General features: G+C 69.3%; 18 protein-coding genes. 12 read left to right on the top strand and 6 right to left on the bottom strand.

The features are described 5' to 3' along the window. Window positions 1–16 precede the first annotated feature (16 nt). From IFU11_RS08380 to IFU11_RS08370, 3 genes are read left to right on the top strand one after another with little or no spacing between them, the layout of a single operon-like run. Window positions 17–931 carry a dihydrodipicolinate synthase family protein gene (locus IFU11_RS08380; protein ID WP_191940598.1) on the top strand — a complete coding sequence of 305 codons (915 nt, stop codon included), beginning with the start codon at window positions 17–19 and terminating at the stop codon, window positions 929–931. A gap of 55 nt (window positions 932–986) precedes the next feature. Next, entirely contained in the window at window positions 987–1988 is a 1002-nt protein-coding gene (locus IFU11_RS08375) for a proline racemase family protein (RefSeq protein ID WP_079705225.1), read from the top strand. Window positions 1989–2014: 26 nt separating this feature from the next. Continuing rightward, window positions 2015–3544: an aldehyde dehydrogenase (NADP(+)) gene (locus IFU11_RS08370; protein WP_192018659.1), complete on the top strand. Its 1530-nt coding sequence runs from the start codon at window positions 2015–2017 to the stop codon at window positions 3542–3544. Window positions 3545–3578: 34 nt separating this feature from the next. On the opposite strand, the gene IFU11_RS08365 is transcribed toward IFU11_RS08370, so the two are convergent. Next, window positions 3579–4106 carry a hypothetical protein gene (locus tag IFU11_RS08365; protein ID WP_229940281.1) on the bottom strand — a complete coding sequence of 176 codons (528 nt, stop codon included), beginning with the start codon at window positions 4104–4106 and terminating at the stop codon, window positions 3579–3581. A gap of 73 nt (window positions 4107–4179) precedes the next feature. Between IFU11_RS08365 and IFU11_RS08360 the strand changes: the two genes are divergently transcribed. The 4 genes from IFU11_RS08360 to IFU11_RS08345 all read left to right on the top strand — a co-directional run bounded on the left by IFU11_RS08360 (window position 4180) and on the right by IFU11_RS08345 (window position 6314). Further along, window positions 4180–4653 carry an EVE domain-containing protein gene (locus IFU11_RS08360; RefSeq protein ID WP_192018658.1) on the top strand — a complete coding sequence of 158 codons (474 nt, stop codon included), beginning with the start codon at window positions 4180–4182 and terminating at the stop codon, window positions 4651–4653. A 195-nt stretch (window positions 4654–4848) separates the two neighbouring features. Next, the gene (locus IFU11_RS08355) at window positions 4849–5499 is read left to right on the top strand and encodes a 2-phosphosulfolactate phosphatase (RefSeq protein ID WP_194644069.1); all 651 of its coding nucleotides are present in this window, start codon (window positions 4849–4851) and stop codon (window positions 5497–5499) included. Between the two features lie 9 nt (window positions 5500–5508). Beyond that, entirely contained in the window at window positions 5509–5811 is a 303-nt protein-coding gene (locus IFU11_RS08350; protein WP_085510219.1) for a DUF427 domain-containing protein, read from the top strand. Then, the gene (locus IFU11_RS08345) at window positions 5811–6314 is read left to right on the top strand and encodes a DinB family protein (protein ID WP_192018656.1); all 504 of its coding nucleotides are present in this window, start codon (window positions 5811–5813) and stop codon (window positions 6312–6314) included. The genes IFU11_RS08350 and IFU11_RS08345 overlap by 1 nt, the downstream gene beginning before the upstream one ends. Window positions 6315–6341: 27 nt before the next feature. Here IFU11_RS08345 and IFU11_RS08340 read toward each other — a convergent pair whose 3' ends face one another. From IFU11_RS08340 to IFU11_RS08320, 5 genes are all read right to left on the bottom strand, one after another. Beyond that, the gene (locus IFU11_RS08340) at window positions 6342–7163 is read right to left on the bottom strand and encodes a TspO/MBR family protein (RefSeq protein ID WP_192018655.1); all 822 of its coding nucleotides are present in this window, start codon (window positions 7161–7163) and stop codon (window positions 6342–6344) included. A 99-nt stretch (window positions 7164–7262) separates the two neighbouring features. Beyond that, the gene (locus tag IFU11_RS08335; protein WP_191940604.1) at window positions 7263–7829 is read right to left on the bottom strand and encodes a DUF1697 domain-containing protein; all 567 of its coding nucleotides are present in this window, start codon (window positions 7827–7829) and stop codon (window positions 7263–7265) included. Beyond that, complete coding sequence (locus IFU11_RS08330) at window positions 7826–8350, bottom strand: SprT-like domain-containing protein (RefSeq protein WP_191940605.1); 525 nt, start codon at window positions 8348–8350, stop codon at window positions 7826–7828. Before IFU11_RS08330 ends, IFU11_RS08335 begins: the two co-directional genes overlap by 4 nt. Before the next feature lie 73 nt (window positions 8351–8423). Continuing rightward, a complete protein-coding gene (locus tag IFU11_RS08325; RefSeq protein WP_192018654.1) occupies window positions 8424–9656 on the bottom strand; it encodes a PQQ-dependent sugar dehydrogenase in 1233 nt (410 codons plus the stop codon). Between the two features lie 2 nt (window positions 9657–9658). Further along, window positions 9659–10513: a spermidine synthase gene (locus tag IFU11_RS08320; protein WP_192018653.1), complete on the bottom strand. Its 855-nt coding sequence runs from the start codon at window positions 10511–10513 to the stop codon at window positions 9659–9661. A 56-nt stretch (window positions 10514–10569) separates the two neighbouring features. On the opposite strand from IFU11_RS08320, the gene IFU11_RS08315 reads away from it, so the two are divergent. The 5 genes from IFU11_RS08315 to IFU11_RS08295 all read left to right on the top strand — a co-directional run bounded on the left by IFU11_RS08315 (window position 10570) and on the right by IFU11_RS08295 (window position 20578). Then, entirely contained in the window at window positions 10570–11367 is a 798-nt protein-coding gene (locus IFU11_RS08315; protein ID WP_192018652.1) for a LamB/YcsF family protein, read from the top strand. Further along, the gene (locus IFU11_RS08310; protein ID WP_371742745.1) at window positions 11361–12056 is read left to right on the top strand and encodes a 5-oxoprolinase subunit B family protein; all 696 of its coding nucleotides are present in this window, start codon (window positions 11361–11363) and stop codon (window positions 12054–12056) included. The genes IFU11_RS08315 and IFU11_RS08310 overlap by 7 nt, the downstream gene beginning before the upstream one ends. After that, window positions 12053–12922, top strand: coding sequence for a biotin-dependent carboxyltransferase family protein (locus IFU11_RS08305; protein ID WP_192018651.1), 870 nt, complete (start codon window positions 12053–12055; stop codon window positions 12920–12922). The genes IFU11_RS08310 and IFU11_RS08305 overlap by 4 nt, the downstream gene beginning before the upstream one ends. Before the next feature lie 237 nt (window positions 12923–13159). Continuing rightward, window positions 13160–16651 (top strand): DNA-directed RNA polymerase subunit beta, encoded by a 3492-nt coding sequence (rpoB, locus tag IFU11_RS08300; protein WP_079001671.1) that lies wholly within the window; start codon window positions 13160–13162, stop codon window positions 16649–16651. Between the two features lie 45 nt (window positions 16652–16696). Beyond that, a complete protein-coding gene (locus IFU11_RS08295; protein ID WP_079705238.1) occupies window positions 16697–20578 on the top strand; it encodes a DNA-directed RNA polymerase subunit beta' in 3882 nt (1293 codons plus the stop codon). The last annotated feature ends 12 nt before the right edge of the window (window positions 20579–20590 follow it).

Below are 20590 nucleotides of genomic sequence, written 5' to 3'. Positions count from 1 at the left end.
CGGAAAGGAACCACCCATGGCCAAGCAGTTCGACCTCGGCGGCGTCATCGTCGCGACCACCCTCGCGTTCAAGGAGGACGCCTCGGCGCCCGCAGGCCTCGCCGTCGACTACGACCGCTTCGCCGAGCACTGCAACTGGCTCATCGAGAACGGCTGCCGCGGCGTCGGCCCGAACGGCTCGCTCGGCGAGTACTCGTCGCTGACGGACGCCGAGCGTCGCAAGGTCATCCAGGTCGCGGTCGACACCGTCGGCGACCGCGGCCTCGTCGTCGCCGGGGTGCACGGCGTCGGCTGGCACCAGGCCCAGCAGTGGGCCGAGTACGCGAAGGAGGACGGCGCGGACGGCGTCCTGCTCCTGCCGCCCACCATCTACCGGGCGAACGACGACGAGGTCATCGAGCACTACAGCCGCGTGGACGAGGTCGGCCTGCCGATCATGGCCTACAACAACCCGATCGACACGAAGGTCGACCTCACGCCCGACCTGCTCGTCGAGCTCGCCAAGCTCGAGCACGTCGTCGCCGTGAAGGAGTTCTCGGCCGACATCCGTCGTGTGCTCGAGATCCAGGACAAGACCGACCTCGACGTCATCGCGGGGGCGGACGACCTCCTCTTCGAGTCCCTCGTCGCCGGCGCGGTCGGCTGGTTCGCCGGCTACCCGAACGCCTTCCCGCGCGAGGCCGTCGAGCTGTACACGCTCGTCACCTCGGGACGTGTCGACGAGGCCCGCACCCTCTACCGCGAGCTCGTGCCCGTCTTCGGGTGGGACTCGAAGACGGAGTTCGTCCAGGCCATCAAGCTGTCGATCGATATCGCCGGCGAGAGCTACGGTGGTCCGACGCGTCCGCCGCGCGGTCCGCTGAACGCGCTCCAGACGGAGCAGGTCACGATGCAGACGCGTCGCGCACTCGACTACCTCGCGGCACGCTGAGCCTGGCGGCCGACGCGACACCCCGACCACGACCACCAGTCCTGAGAGGCACACCATGAAGTCCTCCCGCATGATCAGTGCGGTCGACTCGCACACCGAGGGCATGCCGACCCGCGTCGTCACCGGCGGGGTCGGCGTGATCCCCGGCGCGACCATGAACGAGAAGCGCCTGCACTTCATGGAGCACCTCGACGACCTGCGGCTCTTCCTCATGAACGAGCCACGCGGTCACGCGGCGATGAGCGGGGCGATCCTGCAGCCGTCCACGCGTGCGGACTGCGACTGGGGCGTCGTGTACATCGAGGTGTCCGGATGCCTGCCGATGTGCGGGCACGGCACCATCGGGGTCGCGACGGTCCTCGTGGAGACCGGCATGGTGGAGGTGGTCGAGCCGGTCACGACGATCCGGCTCGACACCCCCGCCGGACTCGTGATCGCGCGGGTCGACGTCAGCGACGGGCACGCCGACCGCGTGACGATCGAGAACGTCCCGAGCTACGTCGACCGCCTCGACGCCACGATCGAGGTGCCGGGCCTCGGCACCGTGCCGTACAGCCTCGCGTTCGGCGGCAACTTCTACGCGATGGTCGACCTCGACGACGTGGGCCTGCCCTTCGACCGCGACCGTCAGCAGGACATCCTCGACGCGGGCCTGCGGATCATGGCGGCGATCAACGAGCAGGCGCCGCCCGTGCACCCCGAGATCGCCGGCCTCGACCACTGCCATCACGTCGAGTTCATCGCGCCGGGATCCGACGCCGTGCTGTCCCGGCATGCGATGGCCATCTTCCCGGGGTGGTTCGACCGCTCGCCCTGTGGCACCGGCACCTCGGCGCGCATGGCCGAGCTCTGGGCCCGCGGTGAGCTGCCGCTCGACCAGGACTTCGTCAACGAGTCCTTCATCGGCAGCCGGTTCACCGGCCGGCTGATCGCCGAGACGACGGTGGCGGGCAGGCCGGCCGTCATCCCGACCATCTCCGGTCGGGCCTGGGTCACCGGTATCGGCTCCTACCTCCTCGACCCCGCCGATCCGTTCCCGACCGGCTTCCAGTTCTGAACCACACCACGATCCCGGAGGATCACATGACGACCACGCCAGCCCCCGACGCCACCATCGCTGAGACCACCCCCGAGCAGCTCGAGGAGGTCCTTCGGGGAGCCGCCGCGGCGGCATCCGCGTGGGCCGCGACGCCGGCGGACGCCCGTGCGCGAGCGCTCGTCGCCGTCGCCGACGCCCTGCAGGCCCACGCGGACGAGCTCGTCCCCGTCGGCATGCAGGAGACGGGTCTCGCCGAGGCCCGGCTCCGCGGCGAGCTCCTCCGCACCGCCGTGCAGCTGCGGCTCTTCGCGGAGACGATCGTCGGCGGCTCCTACCTCGACGTCCGGATCGACGAGGCCGACCCGGACTTCGCGCTCGGCGCGCGCCCGGAACTCCGCCGCGTCCTCGTGCCGCTCGGCCCGGTCGTGAACTTCGCGGCGAGCAACTTCCCCTTCGCCTTCTCCGTCGCCGGTGGTGACACCGCGTCGATCCTCGCGGCCGGATGCCCGGTGATCCTCAAGGTGCACGACGGGCACCCGCGGCTCTCGCTCGCGACGGCGGCCGTCGTCGAGGCCGCGCTCCGCGCGTCCGGCGCTCCTGACGGCGTCTTCCAGACGATCATCGGCCAGGAGGCCGGGGTCGTCGCCCTGCAAGACGAGCGCGTCCGGGCCGGTTCCTTCACGGGCTCCCTGCGGGCCGGCCGGATCCTCGCGGACCTCGCGGCGGCGCGCCCCATCCCGATCCCGTTCTTCGGCGAGCTCGGCAGCGTCAACCCCGTGTTCGTGACGCAGACCGCCCTCGACGAGTCCGCAACGGCCATCGCGACGGGATTCGTCACGAGTGTCGCGGGCTCGGCGGGTCAGCTGTGCACGAAGCCCGGCTACGTCTACCTGCCGGACGGCGCGGGGCTCGACGAGTCGATCCGTGAGGCTGCTGCCGCGGTCCCCGAGCACCGACTCCTGAACGACCGCATCACGGCCGGGTACGAGGCGAGGCGAGACACCATCCTCGGCACCGACGGCGTGCGGGTCATCGCCGAGGGTTCGCTGCGGGTCGACGAGGACGGCGACGGCTGGGCGACCCCCACGATCGTCGCGGTCTCACTCGACGCGCTGCGGGCCGGTCGGGACGCCCTGCTCGACGAGGCCTTCGGTCCGTTGTCGATCCTCGTCGAGGTCCCGGCCGGTACGGCGTTCGCACCGCTCGTGCCGGAGTTCTGCGAGGGCAACCTGACGGCCACCCTGCACGCCGGTGCCGACGAGACGAGCGACGACCTCGTGGAGCTCGTCCAGCAGCTCTCGGCGCACGCCGGCCGGGTGCTGTTCGGCGGTTGGCCCACCGGGGTCGCGGTCACGCCCGCCATGCAGCACGGCGGACCGTGGCCGGCGACGACGAACGACTCGAGCACCTCGGTGGGGACTGCCGCGATCACCCGCTTCCTGCGGCCGGTCGCGTTCCAGAACATGCCGGACCGGTTCCTGCCGGAGGTGCTGCGGTCGTCGGCCGCGGGTGTCCCGCGCACGGTCGCACCCGCGGGCGAGTCGACGCACTGGGGCGAGGCGGCTCAGCGCTGACGCGCGGCCGGCCGGGCTTCCGGACGGCGAGGCGTCAGATGGCGCCCTCGACCGTCGCGCCGACCTCGTCGTCCTCCTCATCGCCGGGGAGCGGCGGGTCGTAGGCCCAGCTCGGCGCGAGCGCCTTGATGCGGGCACCGCGCCACTGCCACGTCGCCCACAGCGGGTACCAGTAGAGCGGGGCGATCGCGCCGGTGATCACGAGTCGGTCGCGGTACAGGGTCTTCGTCGGGTCGTGCTTGTCGCGGGCGACCGCCATCTGGTGGTCCCACCCGGCGAGCTTGCTGAGCGGCCCGCTGACCGGGTCGCCCTGGTCGTGGAGGATGCGGGTGCCGTCGCGGCGCTCGATGAACTCGAGGTCGATGATCTGGTCGCCGACCGGGATCGCGCCGGCGGCCTTCACGCGGACGCGGTGCGCTCCCGGCTCCCAGATGGTCGGGAACCCGTCGGCGTCGAGCGCCTCGAGTCCCATGACGGGGCTGTAGAGCTCCCGCAGGACGGCCGGGGAACGGAGTGCCCGCCAGGCGACGTCGACATCACAGTCCAGGACGAGTTTCAGCATCACGCGCATGCCTCAGTGTCGCATGTGCGGCTCGGCGGCTGCAGGGGGTGCGCCGGTAGGGAAGACTGTGCCTATGGCGATCCGGTACTGGCTGGGCGTGATCCAGCGGGATCACGTCGTCCTCGGCGTCCGTTACGGCTTCGTGCAGATCAACCACGGGCAGCGCGGCGGTCTCGACCAGATGCGCGAGTCCGACGGCTTCGTGTACTACTCGCCGCGGGTCAGCACTCCGGACGGCGAGCCGCTCAAGGCGTTCACCGCGATCGGGCGGGTCTCCGACGACACCGTCTACCAGGCGGCCGTGCCGCGACCGGACGGTGCCGATTGGCGGCCCTGGCGGCGGAGTGTCGACTGGTACCCGGACGCGGTCGAGGCGCCCATCCGTCCGATGCTCGCGCTCCTCGACTTCACGAGCTTCACCCGGAACTGGGGTGTCCAGCTCCGCCGGGGGTTCCTCGAGCTCAGTCGTCACGACTTCGAGCTCATCCGCACCGAGATGCGTCCGCCCCACCCCGACGACCGTCGTTTCCCCACCGCCTCCCGCTGACCCCCTGCCCTTGCGCCAGCGCGGTGCGCTGACGTCACCGCGGGTCTGGCGCGTGAGCGCGCCCCTCCGGAGGCCCGCGCTCACGTCCGATGACCCGCGCTCGCGTCAGCGCACCGCGCTGGCGACCACCCCCCACGGAGGTCTTCGGACGCAACACTCGTGGGGTGGATGGGTGCGCCTGGATACGATGAACGGGTGAGTACCGCAGCCGCCACACCGCCGCCCGTCCACCCGCCGTTCGCCCAGACCAAGTACCAGGTCAGGTTCGACTGGGGCGTCGCAGGAGCCGGGCGGGTCGAGACGGCGGACGTCGCGGTCGTCGTGGACGTGCTCCACGCGACGACCTCCGTCGAGCAGCGCGTGAGCGGCGGGGAGACCGTCGCCGTCGCCGAGCTGGACGACCGCGGTGAGACGGCGCAGATCGCCACGCTCCTCGCCGACGCGGGTGCGACGGTCGTCGCCGGGTGCCTGCGCAACCGGTCGGCGGTCGCGGACTGGATCATCGCGAAGCAGGCCGAGCTCGGTCGGCGCACCAGCATCGTCGTCATCGCGGTCGGCGAACTCGACGACACGGCCGAGACCCGGTTCGCCGTCGAGGACCTCTTCGGGGCCGGTGCCGTGATCGAGGCGCTGGGGCTCCGCGGCATCGACTTCACCTCACCGGAAGCGGCCGCCGCTGCCGCCGCGTACGAGGGCCTGCGCAACGGCGTCGGGCACCTGCTGTCCGCGTCCGCCACCGCCCAGCAGCTCGCGCAGGCGGGTGCCACACAGCACGTGCAGGCGGCACGCGAGGTCGACGTGTCAAGCGTCGTCCCGGTCCTGGACGGAGCCGTGTTCCGGGCGTAGTCTCGGCGCATGCGCGCACTCCTCGGAACCACCGTCCTCGCCGAAGCCCCCGAATCGGAGCTCATCAAGATCGAGGGCAACTGGTACTTCCCGCCGTCGAGCCTCAACCGCGAGCGCTTCGTCGAGACCGACACCCAGTACCACTGCCCGTGGAAGGGCGATGCCCAGTACTGGGGCGTCACCGACGGCGGCGAGGTCAAGCCCGATGTGGCCTGGTCGTACCCGACCCCGTATCCGACCGCGTTCGACCGCGTCGGCAAGGACTTCTCCGGCTACGTCGCCTTCGGGAACGAGGTCGAGGTCGTCGACTGATGGCCGACTGGGGCGACCGTCCGCAGCCGCCTGAGCGCGGTGGCGAGCGCGAGACGATCGAGGGTTTCCTCGATCTGCAGCGTGCCAGCATCGTCTGGAAGGCACGCGGACTCACCGACGAGCTCGCGGCCAAGCGACTGTTGCCGAGCATCACGACCGTCTCGGGCGTCATCCGACACCTCGCCGATGTCGAGCGCAGCTGGTTCCGCGAGGACATGGACGGGCAGTCAAACGTCCCGGCGCGGTGGACCGACGACGACCCCGACGGCGAATGGCGCGTCACGGCCGACGACAGCCTGGCCGAGATCATCGCCGACTACGAGGCGGCCTGTGCGGAGTCCCGCGAGGTGGCGTCGCGGTATCAGCTCGACGATGTCTGCCTCGGCAACGACCAGCGGTTCACGCTGCGGTGGATCGAGCTCCACATGATCGAGGAGACGGCCCGGCATCTCGGGCACCTCGACGTCCTCCGCGAACAGCTCGACGGCCGCACCGGCGAGTAGCGCCGCGGCCGTCGAGCGTACGGAGCGTCAGGCGCCGACGAGCGCTGCTCGGTCGCGTCCCCGCGAGACCCGGACGACCACGGTGACGACGGCCACCACGACCGCGACGATCAGTGCCGTGACCCCGGCTTCGGTCGAGAGCAGTTCGCCGGTGAATCGGCCCACGGCCACCCACGCGAGCCCCCAGCAGAGCGACAGCATGGGGGCGATCCGTCCACGGCCGACGACCGCGAGCAGGATCCCGACCGCGCCGGCGACCGCGAGGACGATGATCGCCCAGACACCGGCAGCCGGGCCGTCCGCGGTCCCGATCCCGGATCCGACGAGCGCAGCGGTGATGTTCGCCGCCGTCGCGACGCACACCCACCCGAGGTAGAGGCCCATCGTGCCGTCCGTGATGATCGTGTCGACCACGCCGGACGGCCTGGTCCGGAGCACGAGCACGAAGATGCGGGCCAGGATACCCAGGAGGGCGATGATCACGAACACGCTCAGGATCAGGAAGCCCGCCTGCACCACGAGGATCCACGCCGCGTTCAGCAGCAGGCTCGCCACGACCCAGTAGCCGAGACGACGGTGGCGCTCACGGGTCGTCTGCGAGGGCAGGAACTGCCAGACCGCATAGGCGACGAGCCCGAGGTAGATGACGCTCCAGATGGAGAACGCGGGCCCGTCCGGTGCGATCGGCGTCGACGAGGCGCTCAATGCGCCGTTCGCCGCGTTCTGGACCTGCGTCCCCCCGGCGGCTCCCGACCCGATGTAGGAGCCGATGATCGCGAGGACCGCGCTGACGGCGACGGCGATCTGCCGGACGCGGTCCGCGGTGGTGGGTGAATCGGTGCCGGTCATGACGGTGCCTCCAGAATTGTGCAGCTAGCTGATCAATTCAGCGTACGCCACCGTGGAGCACCTCGCAGGGGCTTGCGCCAGTGCCGCGGAACAGCCTGCTCAGAGGAGTTTGCGCAGCGTCCGCAGGTTGCGCGTGGTGACGTGCGGCTTGAACCGGGCCTTCGAGGACTCCTTCGCGAAGGCGGTGTCGGTGCTCGACCCCTTCGGGACCTCCCAGTAGAGGACGCCGTCGCCGGGTGCGACGCGGTCGGGCTGCTCCCCGGCTCCCGCCGAGAACGCGAGCAGGGCGTCGAGCGACCTCTGCTCGGAGGAGAACATGACGTACGGCTGGACCTGCTCGGCCTCCGGCCAGGGGTAGGCCTCGATGACGTCGGCGAGTGCGCGCTGATGCGTGAGCACGATCCACGCCTCGTAACCGAAGGCCTCCGCGAGCGACCGCTCGATGCGCCGTTTCAGCGCACCGCGTGCATCGTGCGACGTCTCGCCGGGCACGTGCTCGGGGTCGTCGAAGACGACGTTGCCGCTCGCGAGGACGGTGCGGACTCCCGAGAACCCGGCCGATCGGAACACCTCGGCGAGGTCGGCGGAGCGGATCGTGACGCCGCCGACGTTGACCCCGCGCAGGAGCGCGATCCAGCTGTCGGTGGGAACCGCTCCGGCGGTCATGACCCGGTGCCCGGTTCGGGCTGGGTGGAGCCGTCGAACGCGGCCGCCCGACGCCGCATGGCCGGCGTGACCTCCCGGTGCACCCAGCTGAGGAGGAAGCGTTCGTCCCAGGAGCGCGAGCACTTGCCACAGGAGGTCGCCCGGCTCGGGCGCCGATGCCGGTAGAGGACATGGCCCGAGGGGCAGGTGCCGACCCACGGGGCGAGTTCGTCGGCCGTCTGGCCCTCGTGGAGACGCGAGCCCTCGTAGCCGATCTCCTCGGCGACCTTGCGCCACTTGGGTCCGTGCCCGGCGCGCGCCCCTGCGAGGGCGTGCGCGACCTCGTGGAGGAGGATCTGGTGGATCTCGTCGTCGTCGTAGCGTGCAGCGAGATAGCGCGAGACGGTGATGCGCTTCGTCGTGAAGTTGCACAGGCCGGCGCGTCGCTTGGCGTTGTCGAAGCCAAAGGTCCAGACCGTCGGGTCGAGGTGCAGCACGATGAGCGCCTGTGCCCACGCCGTGACCCGACTGAGTTCTGCCATGCCTGGATGGTACTCCCGGCGACCGACACCGGACCGCAGGCGCGGGATGACCCACAGGTGTGGCGGTGGACCTTCAGCGGGCTGCGAGCGGGGCGAGGGGGAGTTCGACGATCCGGTCGTCCTCGGTTCCGGGCGAACCGCGGCCGTCGGTGTTGTTCGTGAGGATCCAGGCGGTCCCCGCCGGGCCGGCCACGACGTCGCGGATCCGTCCGAACTCGCCGACGAGGTAGGGCACCGCGTCGATCACGCCCACGAGCGCGCTGCTCCCCGCCGGCACGTGCACGCCGTCGGTGATGCCGTACAGGCGCTCGCCACGGAGCGAGGCCATGAAGATCGTGTCGTCGATGATCGCGAGACCGCTCGGGCTCGCGTCCTCCGTTGCCCACTGCGCGACCGGGTCGATCATGCCCGGTGCTCCGGCGATGCCCTCGGCGACCGGCCAGCCGTAGTTGCCACCGGGGGTGATCCGGTTGAGCTCGTCCCAGGTGTTCTGCCCGAACTCACTCGCCCACAGGCCGCCGTCGCGATCCCACGCGATGCCCTGCGGGTTGCGGTGGCCGAGGGAGTAGACGGGCGACCCCGGGAACGGGTTGTCGCCCGGCACCGCACCGTCGGGTGTGAGCCGCAGGATCTTCCCGCCGAGGCTGTCCACGTCCTGAGCCAGGCTGCGGTCACCGGCGTCACCCGCGGTGGCGTAGAGCATGCCGTCCGGTCCGAACGCGATGCGTCCGCCGTTGTGGTTCCCGGCCCGGGGGATGCCGACGAGGACCTCCTCGACGCCGCCGAGCGCGTACGACCCGGCCGCTCCCGTGAGCGGGAACCGCACGATGCGGTTGTCGGACGAGGTCGTCAGGTAGGCGTAGAGCCAGGTTTCCGTGGTCTCCGATCCCGCCGGGGCGAGGACGGCGAGCCCGAGCAGCCCGCCCTCGCCTCCCGCGGCCACCCCGGGGACCACGCCGACCTGCCGCACCGCGCCGCCACTGACGACCTCGAGGACGTCGCCCGCGTCGCGCTGGCTCACCAGCGTGCTGCCCGAGGCGAGTCGGACCATCGACCAGGGCGCGTCGAGGCCGCCGACGACCGTGGTGGCCTCACCGGTCGGGGCGACCGGTCCGGTTGGAATCGCGGATGTAGGCGTCGACGCGGACGCGCTCGGCGCGGGGGAAGGTGAAAGGGAGGCTGTGCCCGGTGATCGTGGCTCCCCGTCGGTGCAGGCCACGAGCGCCAGGGCGGTGGCGGCGAGCAGGGTGGTGAGCGAGGCGGGCGCACGCAAGCCCCGTCGTCGCGGCGTCTGCGTGGTGGCCATGGTCAGCTCTTCGTCTGGAAGATGCCCTGGGCGGGGTTCGGGGAGGGGACGGCGGTCGTGTCCGTGACGACCTGTGCCCCTGCGATGAAGGCGCGCAGCTCGGCGCCCGCCACCGCCTTGGCGGGGTGGGGTCCGGCCGCGAGGAGCCTCGGTAGGAAGTCGAGTGGGAGGGCGGTGTTCGATCCGACGAGGACGACGTTGCCGAAGCGGCGGCCTTTCAGGATCTGCGTCTCCGCGAGGGCGGCGACGTGCGACACGGAGTCGGCGAGCGTCGCGGCCTGTCCGCGGGCGAACGCGAGTCCGCGGCCGTCGGCGACGTTCACGACGATGACGCCGGTCGGCGACAGCAGCTCGACCGCCGAGGCGTAGAACTCGGTGCTCGTGACATGGGCCGGCGTGTTGGCGCCGCTGAAGATGTCGACGACGACGAGGTCGACGGTGCCGCGGAGGCCTGGCGGCAGCTTCGCGACGATCTCGCGGGCGTCGCCGTAGCGGACGCGGATCTGGGCGCGCTTCGACCAGGGGAGGTGCTCGCGCACGAGATCGATGAGTTCGCGCTCGAGTTCGACGACCTGCTGCCGCGAGCCCGGCCTCGTCGCCTCCACGTAGCGGGGGAGGGTGAGCGCGCCGGCACCGAGGTGCACCGCCGTGATCGGCTGACCGGGATCGGCGATCTCGTCGATGATGTGACCGATCCGCTGGATGTACTCGAAGAAGAGTTCCTCGGGCTGATCGAGGTTGACGTGCGACTGCGGCGTGCCGTCGACCACCAGCTGATAGGTGCCCGGCACGAAGCGGTCGGCCTCGATCCTGGCCAGGTATCCGCTGACGCCGAGTCGTACCTGTGCCTCGTCCATACCCCCACCCTAGACTTTCCCGCAGTGGTGGGAGGCGGAGCGGAAGGGGTGCGGCCGTGGCGCAGGCGGACCTCAACAGCGACCTCGGCGAGGTCTGGCGCGGTGCGCCGACCGCCGACGACGACGCCATGTTCGCCCTCATCACGAGCGCGAACATCGCCTGCGGCTTCCACGCCGGGGACGACGCGTCCATGCGCGACGCCGTCCGCCGCTCGACGGCCCACGGGGTGTCGCTCGGCGCCCACCCCTCCTACCGGGACGAGGCGGGCTTCGGTCGACGCGACCAGGACGTACCGGCCGAGGTGCTCGAGGCCGAGGTCCTGGAGCAGCTCCGCGCCCTGCAGCGAGCGGTCGACGAGGTCGACGAGGTCGGCGAGGCCGACGGGGCCGGCGCACGGCTGGCCTACGTGAAGCCGCACGGTGCCCTCTACAACCGGATCGCGCACGACCGGGTCCAGGCGCGCGCGGTCGTCCGGGCGGTGGTCACGGCCTCCGAGGAGCTCGGGCGACCACTTCCCGTGCTCGGGATGTCCGGCTCCGTGATCGAACGCGAGACCCTCGCCGCCGGACTCCGCTTCGTCGCGGAGGCCTTCGTCGACCGCGGCTACCGCTCCGACGGTTCGCTCGTCCCGCGCGACGCGCCCGGGGCGCTGCTGACCGATGAGACGGCGGCCGTCCGCCGGGCCGTCTCCCTCGTCCTCGACCGACGCATCACCAGCGTCGACGGTCCAGACGTCGAACTCGACGCGGTCTCGCTCTGCGTGCACGGCGATACCCCGGGAGCCGTGTCGCTCGCCACGGCGGTCAGGGCCGCCCTGCTGGACGCCGGCGTCGAGCTGGTCGCGCCGTGGTGAATGCGGACACCTCCACCGGACCCCTGCTCCGAGCGATGGGGGAGGAGGCCGTACTCCTCGAACTCGCATCGCTCGAGGACGTCCTGCTCGTGCACCGGGCGCTCGCCGCCTCACGCCCGGCGGGCCTGGTCGACCTCGTCCCGGCAGCCCGGACCGTGCTCGCCGTCACGGACGCGCGGGGCCCGGCGCTCGCCGCAGTGGGGGCCTGGTTGCTCGCGACCGCGGAACGGGCGCTCGCACCCGGCGCGGGAGGCTCGACGGGCCCTGTCGAAGAGGAGGTGGGGCGGCCGGACGTCCTCATCCACGTCCGCTACGACGGCCAGGACCTCGCCGAGACGGCGGCGCTGCTCGGCATGGACGCCGACGGTCTCATCGCCTGGCACACCGCTCACGCCTGGACCGTCGCCTTCAGCGGCTTCGCGCCGGGATTCGCGTACCTCGTGCCGGAGCGGGAGGACGAGGCGATCGGCCCGCCGCTCGAGATCCCGCGCCTGAGCGTGCCGCGGACGACCGTCCCCGCCGGTTCGGTGGCGCTCGCCGGGACGTTCAGCGGCGTCTACCCGCGAGCCTCCCCGGGCGGGTGGCGCATCATCGGGACGACCGACGCCGTCCTGTGGGACGACGCAGCGGACCCGCCCGCCCTCCTCGTCCCGGGCGGTCGGGTCCGCTTCGTGCAGGTCGCCGCATGATGGGCGGGACCCTGCTCGTGGAGGCGGCGGGACCGGCGACCACCGTGCAGGACCTGGGTCGACCGGGCGCCGCGGCCCTCGGGGTCAGCCCGTCCGGCGCGCTCGACCGCGGCGCCCTGCGCCTCGCCAACCGTCTCGTCGGCAACCCGGAGGGCCGTGCGGCGCTCGAGGTCGTCCTCGGCCCGTTCATGGCCGTCCCCGACGTCGACCTCTGGATCGCCGTGACCGGCGCCTGGGGTCCGATCACCGTCGACGGCCGACCGGTCGACGGACACCGCGCCGTCCGCTTGGCGGCCGGCTCCCGGCTCGAACTCGGCGTGGCGACCCACGGGCTCCGATACGTCCTCGCCGTCCGCGGCGGCTTCGACGGCCCGCAGCTCCTCGGCTCGCGGTCGACCGACACCCTGGCCGGCCTCGGCCCGGCACCGGTCGTCGGCGGCGATCGACTCGTCCTCCTCCCCACCCCGCGCCGCCGCGTCCCTCCGCTCGACATCGCACCGTGGACGCGGCCCGTCACCGGGGAGCGGCTCATACGGGTCTCGCCGGGACCTCGCCGGGACTGGTTCGACGCCGCCTCCCTGCAGCGTCTCGTCGAGCAGCCGTGGATCGTGACGGCCGACGCCGATCGCATCGGGATGCGCCTCGACGGGACGCCGCTCGAGCGACTCGATCCCGGTCGTGAACTGCCGAGTGAGGGCATGGTCGCCGGGGCGGTCCAGGTGCCGCCGAGCGGTCTGCCGACGATCCTCGCGGCCGACCACCCCGTCACCGGCGGGTATCCGGTCGTCGCGGTCGTGCGTGTCGCGGACCGCGACCTCCTGGCGCAACTCCGGCCCGGTCAGCGCCTGCGGTTCAGCACGGGTTGACGGGAACACCGGGGGCGACGCGGCGGTTATACCGGAAAGTCGAAAACTCGTCAAGGAAAGAGTAGACACGCCGAAGATTCCGTCCTATAGTTGTTCTTTGCGCTCCCAGAATCTCTATGCCTTCATATTGCGGTCGGCTGGTGTGCGGGTCCAACCCGCCACATGTTCTCTTTCTGGTGAGTAACTCCACTGACGACCAGTAACTCGGCCCCCAACAGGCCTCCGGAGGTTATCCCCTTGGCTGCTGCGCGCAACGCAACCACCAACTCACCCAAGAACGGCCGCGGAGCATCCCGCCTCTCGTTCGCGAAGATCACCGACACGCTCACGGTTCCAGACCTCCTGGCTCTGCAGACCGAGAGCTTCGACTGGCTGGTCGGCAACGACGTGTGGAAGGCACGCGTCGCAGAAGCCACCCAGGCCGGCCGACAGGACCTGCCCACGAAGAGCGGCCTCGACGAGATCTTCGAGGAGATCTCGCCCATCGAGGACCTCGGCGAGACGATGCAGCTCTCCTTCGCCAACCCGTACCTCGAGCCCGAGAAGTACTCCATCGACGAGTGCAAGGAACGCGGCAAGACGTACGCGGCCCCGCTCTACGTCGAGGCCGAGTTCATGAACCACCTCACCGGTGAGATCAAGACGCAGACGGTCTTCATGGGCGACTTCCCGCTCATGACCGAGCGCGGTACCTTCATCATCAACGGCACCGAGCGTGTCGTCGTCTCGCAGCTCGTCCGCAGCCCGGGCGTGTACTTCGAGTCGGCTCAGGAGAAGACCTCCGACAAGGACATCTTCTCCGCTCGGGTCATCCCGAGCCGCGGTGCCTGGCTCGAGTTCGAGATCGACAAGCGCGACCAGGTCGGCGTCCGCATCGACCGCAAGCGCAAGCAGTCCGTCACCGTGTTCCTCAAGGCGCTCGGCATGACGAGCGAGGAGATCCTCGAGGAGTTCAAGGGCTACGAGTCGATCGAGCTCACCCTCGAGAAGGACACGATCCTCACCAAGGAGGACGCGCTCCGCGACATCTACCGCAAGCTCCGTCCGGGCGAGCAGGTCGCAGCCGAGGCCGCGCGTGCGCTCCTCGACAACTTCTACTTCAACTCGAAGCGCTACGACCTCGCGAAGGTCGGCCGGTACAAGATCAACAACAAGCTCGGTCTCGACAAGCCGCTCAGCGACTCCGTCCTGACGACCGACGACATCGTCGCCACGATCAAGTACCTCGTCGCCCTGCACCGCGGCACGGCCACCCTCCCGGGTGTCCGCAACGGCAAGCCCGTCGACCTCCGTCTCGACACGGACGACATCGACAACTTCGGCAACCGTCGCATCCGCGCCGTCGGCGAGCTCATCCAGAACCAGGTCCGCACCGGTCTGTCCCGCATGGAGCGCGTCGTCCGCGAGCGCATGACCACGCAGGACATCGAGGCCATCACGCCGCAGACCCTGATCAACGTGCGCCCCGTCGTCGCCGCGATCAAGGAGTTCTTCGGGACCTCGCAGCTGTCGCAGTTCATGGACCAGAACAACCCGCTCGCGGGTCTGACCCACAAGCGTCGCCTCTCGGCGCTCGGCCCCGGTGGTCTGTCGCGTGAGCGTGCAGGCGTCGAGGTGCGAGACGTCCACCCGTCGCACTACGGCCGCATGTGCCCGATCGAGACCCCGGAAGGCCCGAACATCGGCCTCATCGGTTCGCTCGCATCGTTCGCGCGGATCAACTCGTTCGGTTTCATCGAGACCCCGTACCGTCGCGTCGTCGACGGCCGGGTCACCGAGGACATCGACTACCTGACCGCGATGGAAGAGGACAACTACATCGTCGCGCAGGCCAACGCTCCGCTGAAGAGCGACGGCCACTTCCAGGAGGACCGCGTCCTCGCCCGGAAGAAGGGCGGCGAGGTCGACCTCATCCCGTCCGAGGAGATCGGCTACATGGACGTCTCCCCGCGCCAGATGGTGTCGGTCGCGACCTCCCTCATCCCGTTCCTCGAGCACGACGACGCGAACCGCGCACTCATGGGTGCCAACATGCAGCGTCAGGCCGTCCCGCTCCTCATGTCGGACTCGCCGCTCGTCGGTACCGGTATGGAGGGCTACGCAGCCATCGACGCGGGTGACGTCGTCACCGCCGACAAGGCCGGCGTCGTCCAGGAGGTGTCGGCCGAGTCCGTCACCGTCCAGCTCGACGAGGGTGGCACGCAGACCTACTACCTGCGCAAGTTCGACCGCTCCAACCAGGGCACGAGCTACAACAACCGCGTCATCGTCTCCGAGGGTGCACGCATCGAGGCCGGCGAGGTCATCGCCGACGGCCCCGCCACGGAGAACGGCGAGCTCGCGCTCGGCAAGAACCTCCTCGTCGCCTTCATGACGTGGGAGGGTCACAACTTCGAGGACGCGATCATCCTCAGCCAGAACCTGGTGAAGGACGACGTCCTCTCCTCGATCCACATCGAGGAGTACGAGGTCGACGCCCGCGACACCAAGCTCGGCAAGGAGGAGATCACCCGTGATCTCCCGAACGTCAGCCCGGAGCTGCTCAAGGACCTCGACGAGCGCGGCATCATCCGCATCGGTGCCGAGGTCCGCCCCGGCGACATCCTCGTCGGCAAGGTCACGCCGAAGGGTGAGACCGAGCTCTCCGCCGAGGAGCGCCTGCTCCGCGCCATCTTCAACGAGAAGAGCCGCGAAGTCCGCGACACCTCGCTGAAGGTTCCCCACGGTGAAGCCGGCACGATCATCGCCGTCAAGGTGTTCGACGCACAGGACGGCGACGACGAGCTCGGCTCGGGCGTCAACCAGCGTGTGGTCGTCTACATCGCCCAGAAGCGCAAGATCACCGAGGGCGACAAGCTCGCCGGCCGTCACGGCAACAAGGGTGTCATCGCGAAGATCCTGCCCGTCGAGGACATGCCGTTCCTCGAGGACGGCACGCCGGTCGACGTCATCCTCAACCCGCTCGGTATCCCCGGTCGAATGAACTTCGGTCAGGTCCTCGAGATCCACCTGGGGTGGATCGCGAAGCAGGGCTGGAACGTCGAGGGCAAGCCCAGCTGGGCCAAGAAGCTCCCGGCTGCCGCGCACTCGGCCGAGCCGAACACCAAGGTCGCGACCCCGGTGTTCGACGGCGCCTCCGAGGAGGAGATCGCTGGTCTGCTCGACTCGACGAACGTCACCCGCGACGGCGACCGCCTCATCGGTTCCTCCGGAAAGGCCCGTCTGTTCGACGGCCGCTCCGGCGAGCCGTTCCCGGCGCCGGTCTCGGTCGGCTACATGTACATCCTCAAGCTGCACCACCTCGTGGATGACAAGATCCACGCGCGTTCGACGGGTCCCTACTCGATGATCACGCAGCAGCCGCTCGGTGGTAAGGCTCAGTTCGGTGGACAGCGCTTCGGTGAGATGGAGGTCTGGGCCCTCGAGGCCTATGGAGCCGCGTACGCGCTCCAGGAGCTCCTGACCATCAAGTCCGACGACATCCTCGGCCGCGTCAAGGTGTACGAGGCCATCGTCAAGGGCGAGAACATCCAGGAGCCGGGTATCCCCGAGAGCTTCAAGGTGCTCATCAAGGAGATGCAGTCGCTGTGCTTGAACGTCGAGGTCCTCTCGGCCGACGGCACCGCGGTGAGCCTGCGCGACACCGACGACGACGCGTTCCGCGCCGCCGAGGAGCTCGGGATCAACATTTCCTCCAGGTTCGAGTCGTCGTCCATCGACGAGATCTAAGCCTGACCACTGTAGAGACTGACGAAACCTTTCATAGGAGATACATTGCTCGACGTCACAACTTTTGACGAGCTTCGCATTGGTCTGGCCACCGCAGACGACATCCGTGCCTGGTCGCACGGAGAGGTCAAGAAGCCCGAGACCATCAACTACCGCACCCTCAAGCCCGAGAAGGACGGTCTGTTCGGTGAGCAGATCTTCGGTCCTTCCCGCGACTGGGAGTGCGCCTGCGGCAAGTACAAGCGGGTCCGCTTCAAGGGCATCGTGTGCGAGCGCTGCGGTGTCGAGGTCACGAAGTCGTCGGTGCGCCGTGAGCGCATGGGCCACATCGAACTCGCCGCCCCGGTCACGCACATCTGGTACTTCAAGGGTGTCCCCTCGCGCCTCGGCTACCTGCTGGACATGGCGCCCAAGGACCTCGAGAAGGTCATCTACTTCGCGGCCTACATGGTCATCGATGTGGACGAGGACGCACGTCACCAGGACATGCCCGGCCTTGAGAACGAGCTCCGTCTCGAGATCAAGACGCTCGGCGACCAGCGCGACTCGCGCATCGCAGACCGCCTGAAGAAGCTCGAGGACGACCTCGTCGCCCTCGAGGAGGAAGGCGCCAAGAGCGAGCAGAAGCGTCGCACCAAGGACGCCGCTGAGAAGGAGATGAGCCAGACCCGCAAGTCCTACGACGAGCAGATCGCTCACCTCGAGCGCGTCTGGGAGGACTTCCGCAACCTCAAGGTCGGCGACCTCAAGCCCGAGGACTCCGTGTTCCACGAGCTGCAGGACCGCTTCGGCCTGTACTTCGAGGCCTACATGGGTGCCGAGGCGGTCAAGAAGCGCCTGCTGTCCTTCGACCTCGCGGCCGAGTCCGAGCTGCTCCACCACCAGATCGCGGAGGGCAAGGGTCAGAAGAAAATCCGCGCCATCAAGCGTCTGCGCGTGGTCAACTCGTTCCTCATCACCGGCAACTCGCCGGCCGCGATGGTGCTCGACGTGGTCCCGGTCATCCCGCCGGAGCTCCGCCCGATGGTGCAGCTCGACGGTGGCCGCTTCGCGACCTCCGACCTCAACGACCTCTACCGTCGTGTGATCAACCGCAACAACCGTCTGCGTCGTCTGCTCGACCTCGGGGCTCCCGAGATCATCGTCAACAACGAGAAGCGGATGCTGCAGGAGGCCGTCGACGCACTGTTCGACAACGGTCGTCGTGGTCGCCCCGTCACCGGTACCGGCAACCGTGCCCTGAAGTCCCTCAGCGACATGCTGAAGGGGAAGCAGGGTCGATTCCGTCAGAACCTGCTCGGTAAGCGCGTCGACTACTCGGGCCGTTCGGTCATCATCGTCGGCCCGCAGCTGAAGCTGCACCAGTGTGGTCTGCCCAAGCAGATGGCGCTGGAGCTCTTCAAGCCGTTCGTCATCAAGCGCCTGATCGACCTGAGCCACGCTCAGAACATCAAGGCCGCGAAGCGCATGGTCGAGCGCAGCCGTCCCGAGGTCTGGGACGTGCTGGAGGAGATCATCCGCGAGCGTCCCGTGCTGCTGAACCGTGCGCCAACGCTGCACCGTCTCGGCATCCAGGCGTTCGAGCCTCAGCTCGTCGAGGGCAAGGCCATCCAGCTGCACCCGCTCGTCTGTGCCGCGTTCAACGCGGACTTCGACGGCGACCAGATGGCTGTCCACCTCCCGCTCTCCGTCGAGGCCCAGGCCGAGGCGCGCATCCTGATGCTCGCGTCGAACAACATCCTGAAGCCGTCCGACGGCCGTCCGGTCACCCTGCCCACGCAGGACATGATCATCGGTCTCCACCACCTGACCACCCTCAAGGAGGGTGTCGAGGGTGAGGGCCGTGCCTTCTCGTCCGTCGCCGAGGCCATCCTCGCGAAGGACCAGGGCTCGCTCGACCTCAACGCCAAGGTGCGCATCCGTCTGACCGACGTGACGTTCGCCGAGGGCACGGGTCCCGAGGGCTACGAGGGTTCGGGTGTCGCGCTCGTCGAGACGACCCTCGGTCGCGCACTCTTCAACGAGGCGCTGCCGGCGGACTACCCCTACGTGGAAGACGTGGCGGACAAGGGCAAGCTGTCCTCGATCGTCAACGACCTCGCGGAGCGGTACCCGAAGACGGTCGTCGCCGCCACGCTCGACAACATCAAGGACGCCGGTTTCCACTGGGCGACGCGTTCCGGTGTGACCGTTGCGCTCAGCGACGTCCTGACCCCGCCGAACAAGCGCGAGATCGTGCAGGGCTACGAGAAGCAGGCCGCCAAGGTCCAGAGCCAGTTCGACAAGGGTCTGACCACGGATGCCGAGCGTCGTCAGGAGCTCATCAAGATCTGGACGGAGGCCACCGAGAAGGTCGCCGAGGCCATGCGCGCGAACTTCCCGGCGGACAACACCATCAACCGCATGGTGTCGTCGGGTGCTCGTGGTAACTGGCTGCAGATCCGCAACATCGCGGGTATGCGAGGCCTGGTGAACAACCCGAAGGGTGAGATCATCCCTCGCCCGATCATCTCCTCCTACCGTGAGGGCCTGTCGGTCGCGGAGTACTTCATCGCGACCCACGGTGCTCGTAAGGGTCTGGCCGACACGGCGCTCCGTACCGCCGACTCGGGATACCTCACGCGTCGTCTCGTCGACGTCTCGCAGGATGTCATCATCCGCGAAGACGACTGCGGCACGACCAAGGGTCTCGAGCTCGCGATCGCGAACGCCGACAGCTCGGGTGAGCTCGTGCGCGACCCGAACGTGGAGAACTCCGTGTTCGCCCGTTCGCTGGCCGCTGCCGCGGTCAACCCGAAGGGTGAGGTCGTCGCCGAGGCCGGCGAGGACGTCGGTGACGTGCTCATCGACAAGCTCGTCTCCGCGGGTGTCGAGAACATCAAGGTGCGCTCGGTTCTGACCTGCGAGTCGACCGTCGGTGTGTGTGCAGCCTGCTACGGCCGCTCGCTCGCCACGGGCAAGCTCGTCGACATCGGCGAGGCCGTCGGCATCATCGCGGCCCAGTCGATCGGTGAGCCCGGTACCCAGCTGACGATGCGTACCTTCCACACGGGTGGTTCGGCATCGGCGGACGACATCACGCAGGGTCTGCCCCGCGTGCAGGAGCTGTTCGAGGCTCGTACCCCCAAGGGTGCGACCCCGATCGCCGAGGCCGCCGGTCGCATCACGATCGACGAGAACGACAAGGCTCGTAAGGTCATCCTGACGCCCGACAACGGCGACGAGCCGGTCGTCTACCCGGTGCTGAAGCGTGCGGTCCTCCTCGTCGAGGACGGACAGCACGTCGAGCTCGGTCAGAAGATCCACGTCGGTGCGGTCGACCCCAAGGAGGTCCTGCGCGTGCAGGGCGTCCGCGAGGTCCAGAAGCACCTCGTCGGTGGCGTCCAGGGCGTGTACCGCTCGCAGGGTGTCCCGATCCACGACAAGCACATCGAGGTCATCGTGCGCCAGATGCTGCGGAAGGTGACCGTCGTCGACCACGGCGACACCGACCTGCTGCCCGGCGAGCTCGTCGACCGCCTGCGCTACGCCGAGCTCAACCGCTCGGCCGTGTCGGAGGGTCGTCGCACCGCATCGGCTCGCCAGGAGGTCATGGGTATCACCAAGGCGTCCCTCGCGACCGAGTCGTGGCTGTCGGCCGCTTCCTTCCAGGAGACCACGCGTGTCCTCACGCAGGCCGCCATGGAAGGCAAGAGCGACCCGCTGGTCGGCCTCAAGGAGAACGTCATCATCGGTAAGCTCATCCCGGCCGGTACCGGCCTGGCGCGCTACCGCAACGTGACGGTCGAGGCGACCGAGGAGGCGAAGGCGGAGCGTTACCCGAACCGCATCTTCGGTGAGGACGGCGCGTTCAACGAGTCCGACCTGAGCTTCGTCGACTTCGACAGCTTCAGCTCCGACGACTTCACCCCCGGTAACTACAACTAGGGCTGAANCATT

Source organism: Plantibacter sp. CFBP 8804 (assembly GCF_014841225.1).
Taxonomy (GTDB): domain Bacteria; phylum Actinomycetota; class Actinomycetes; order Actinomycetales; family Microbacteriaceae; genus Plantibacter; species Plantibacter auratus.
This window is presented reverse-complemented; position numbering and strand designations above follow the sequence as displayed.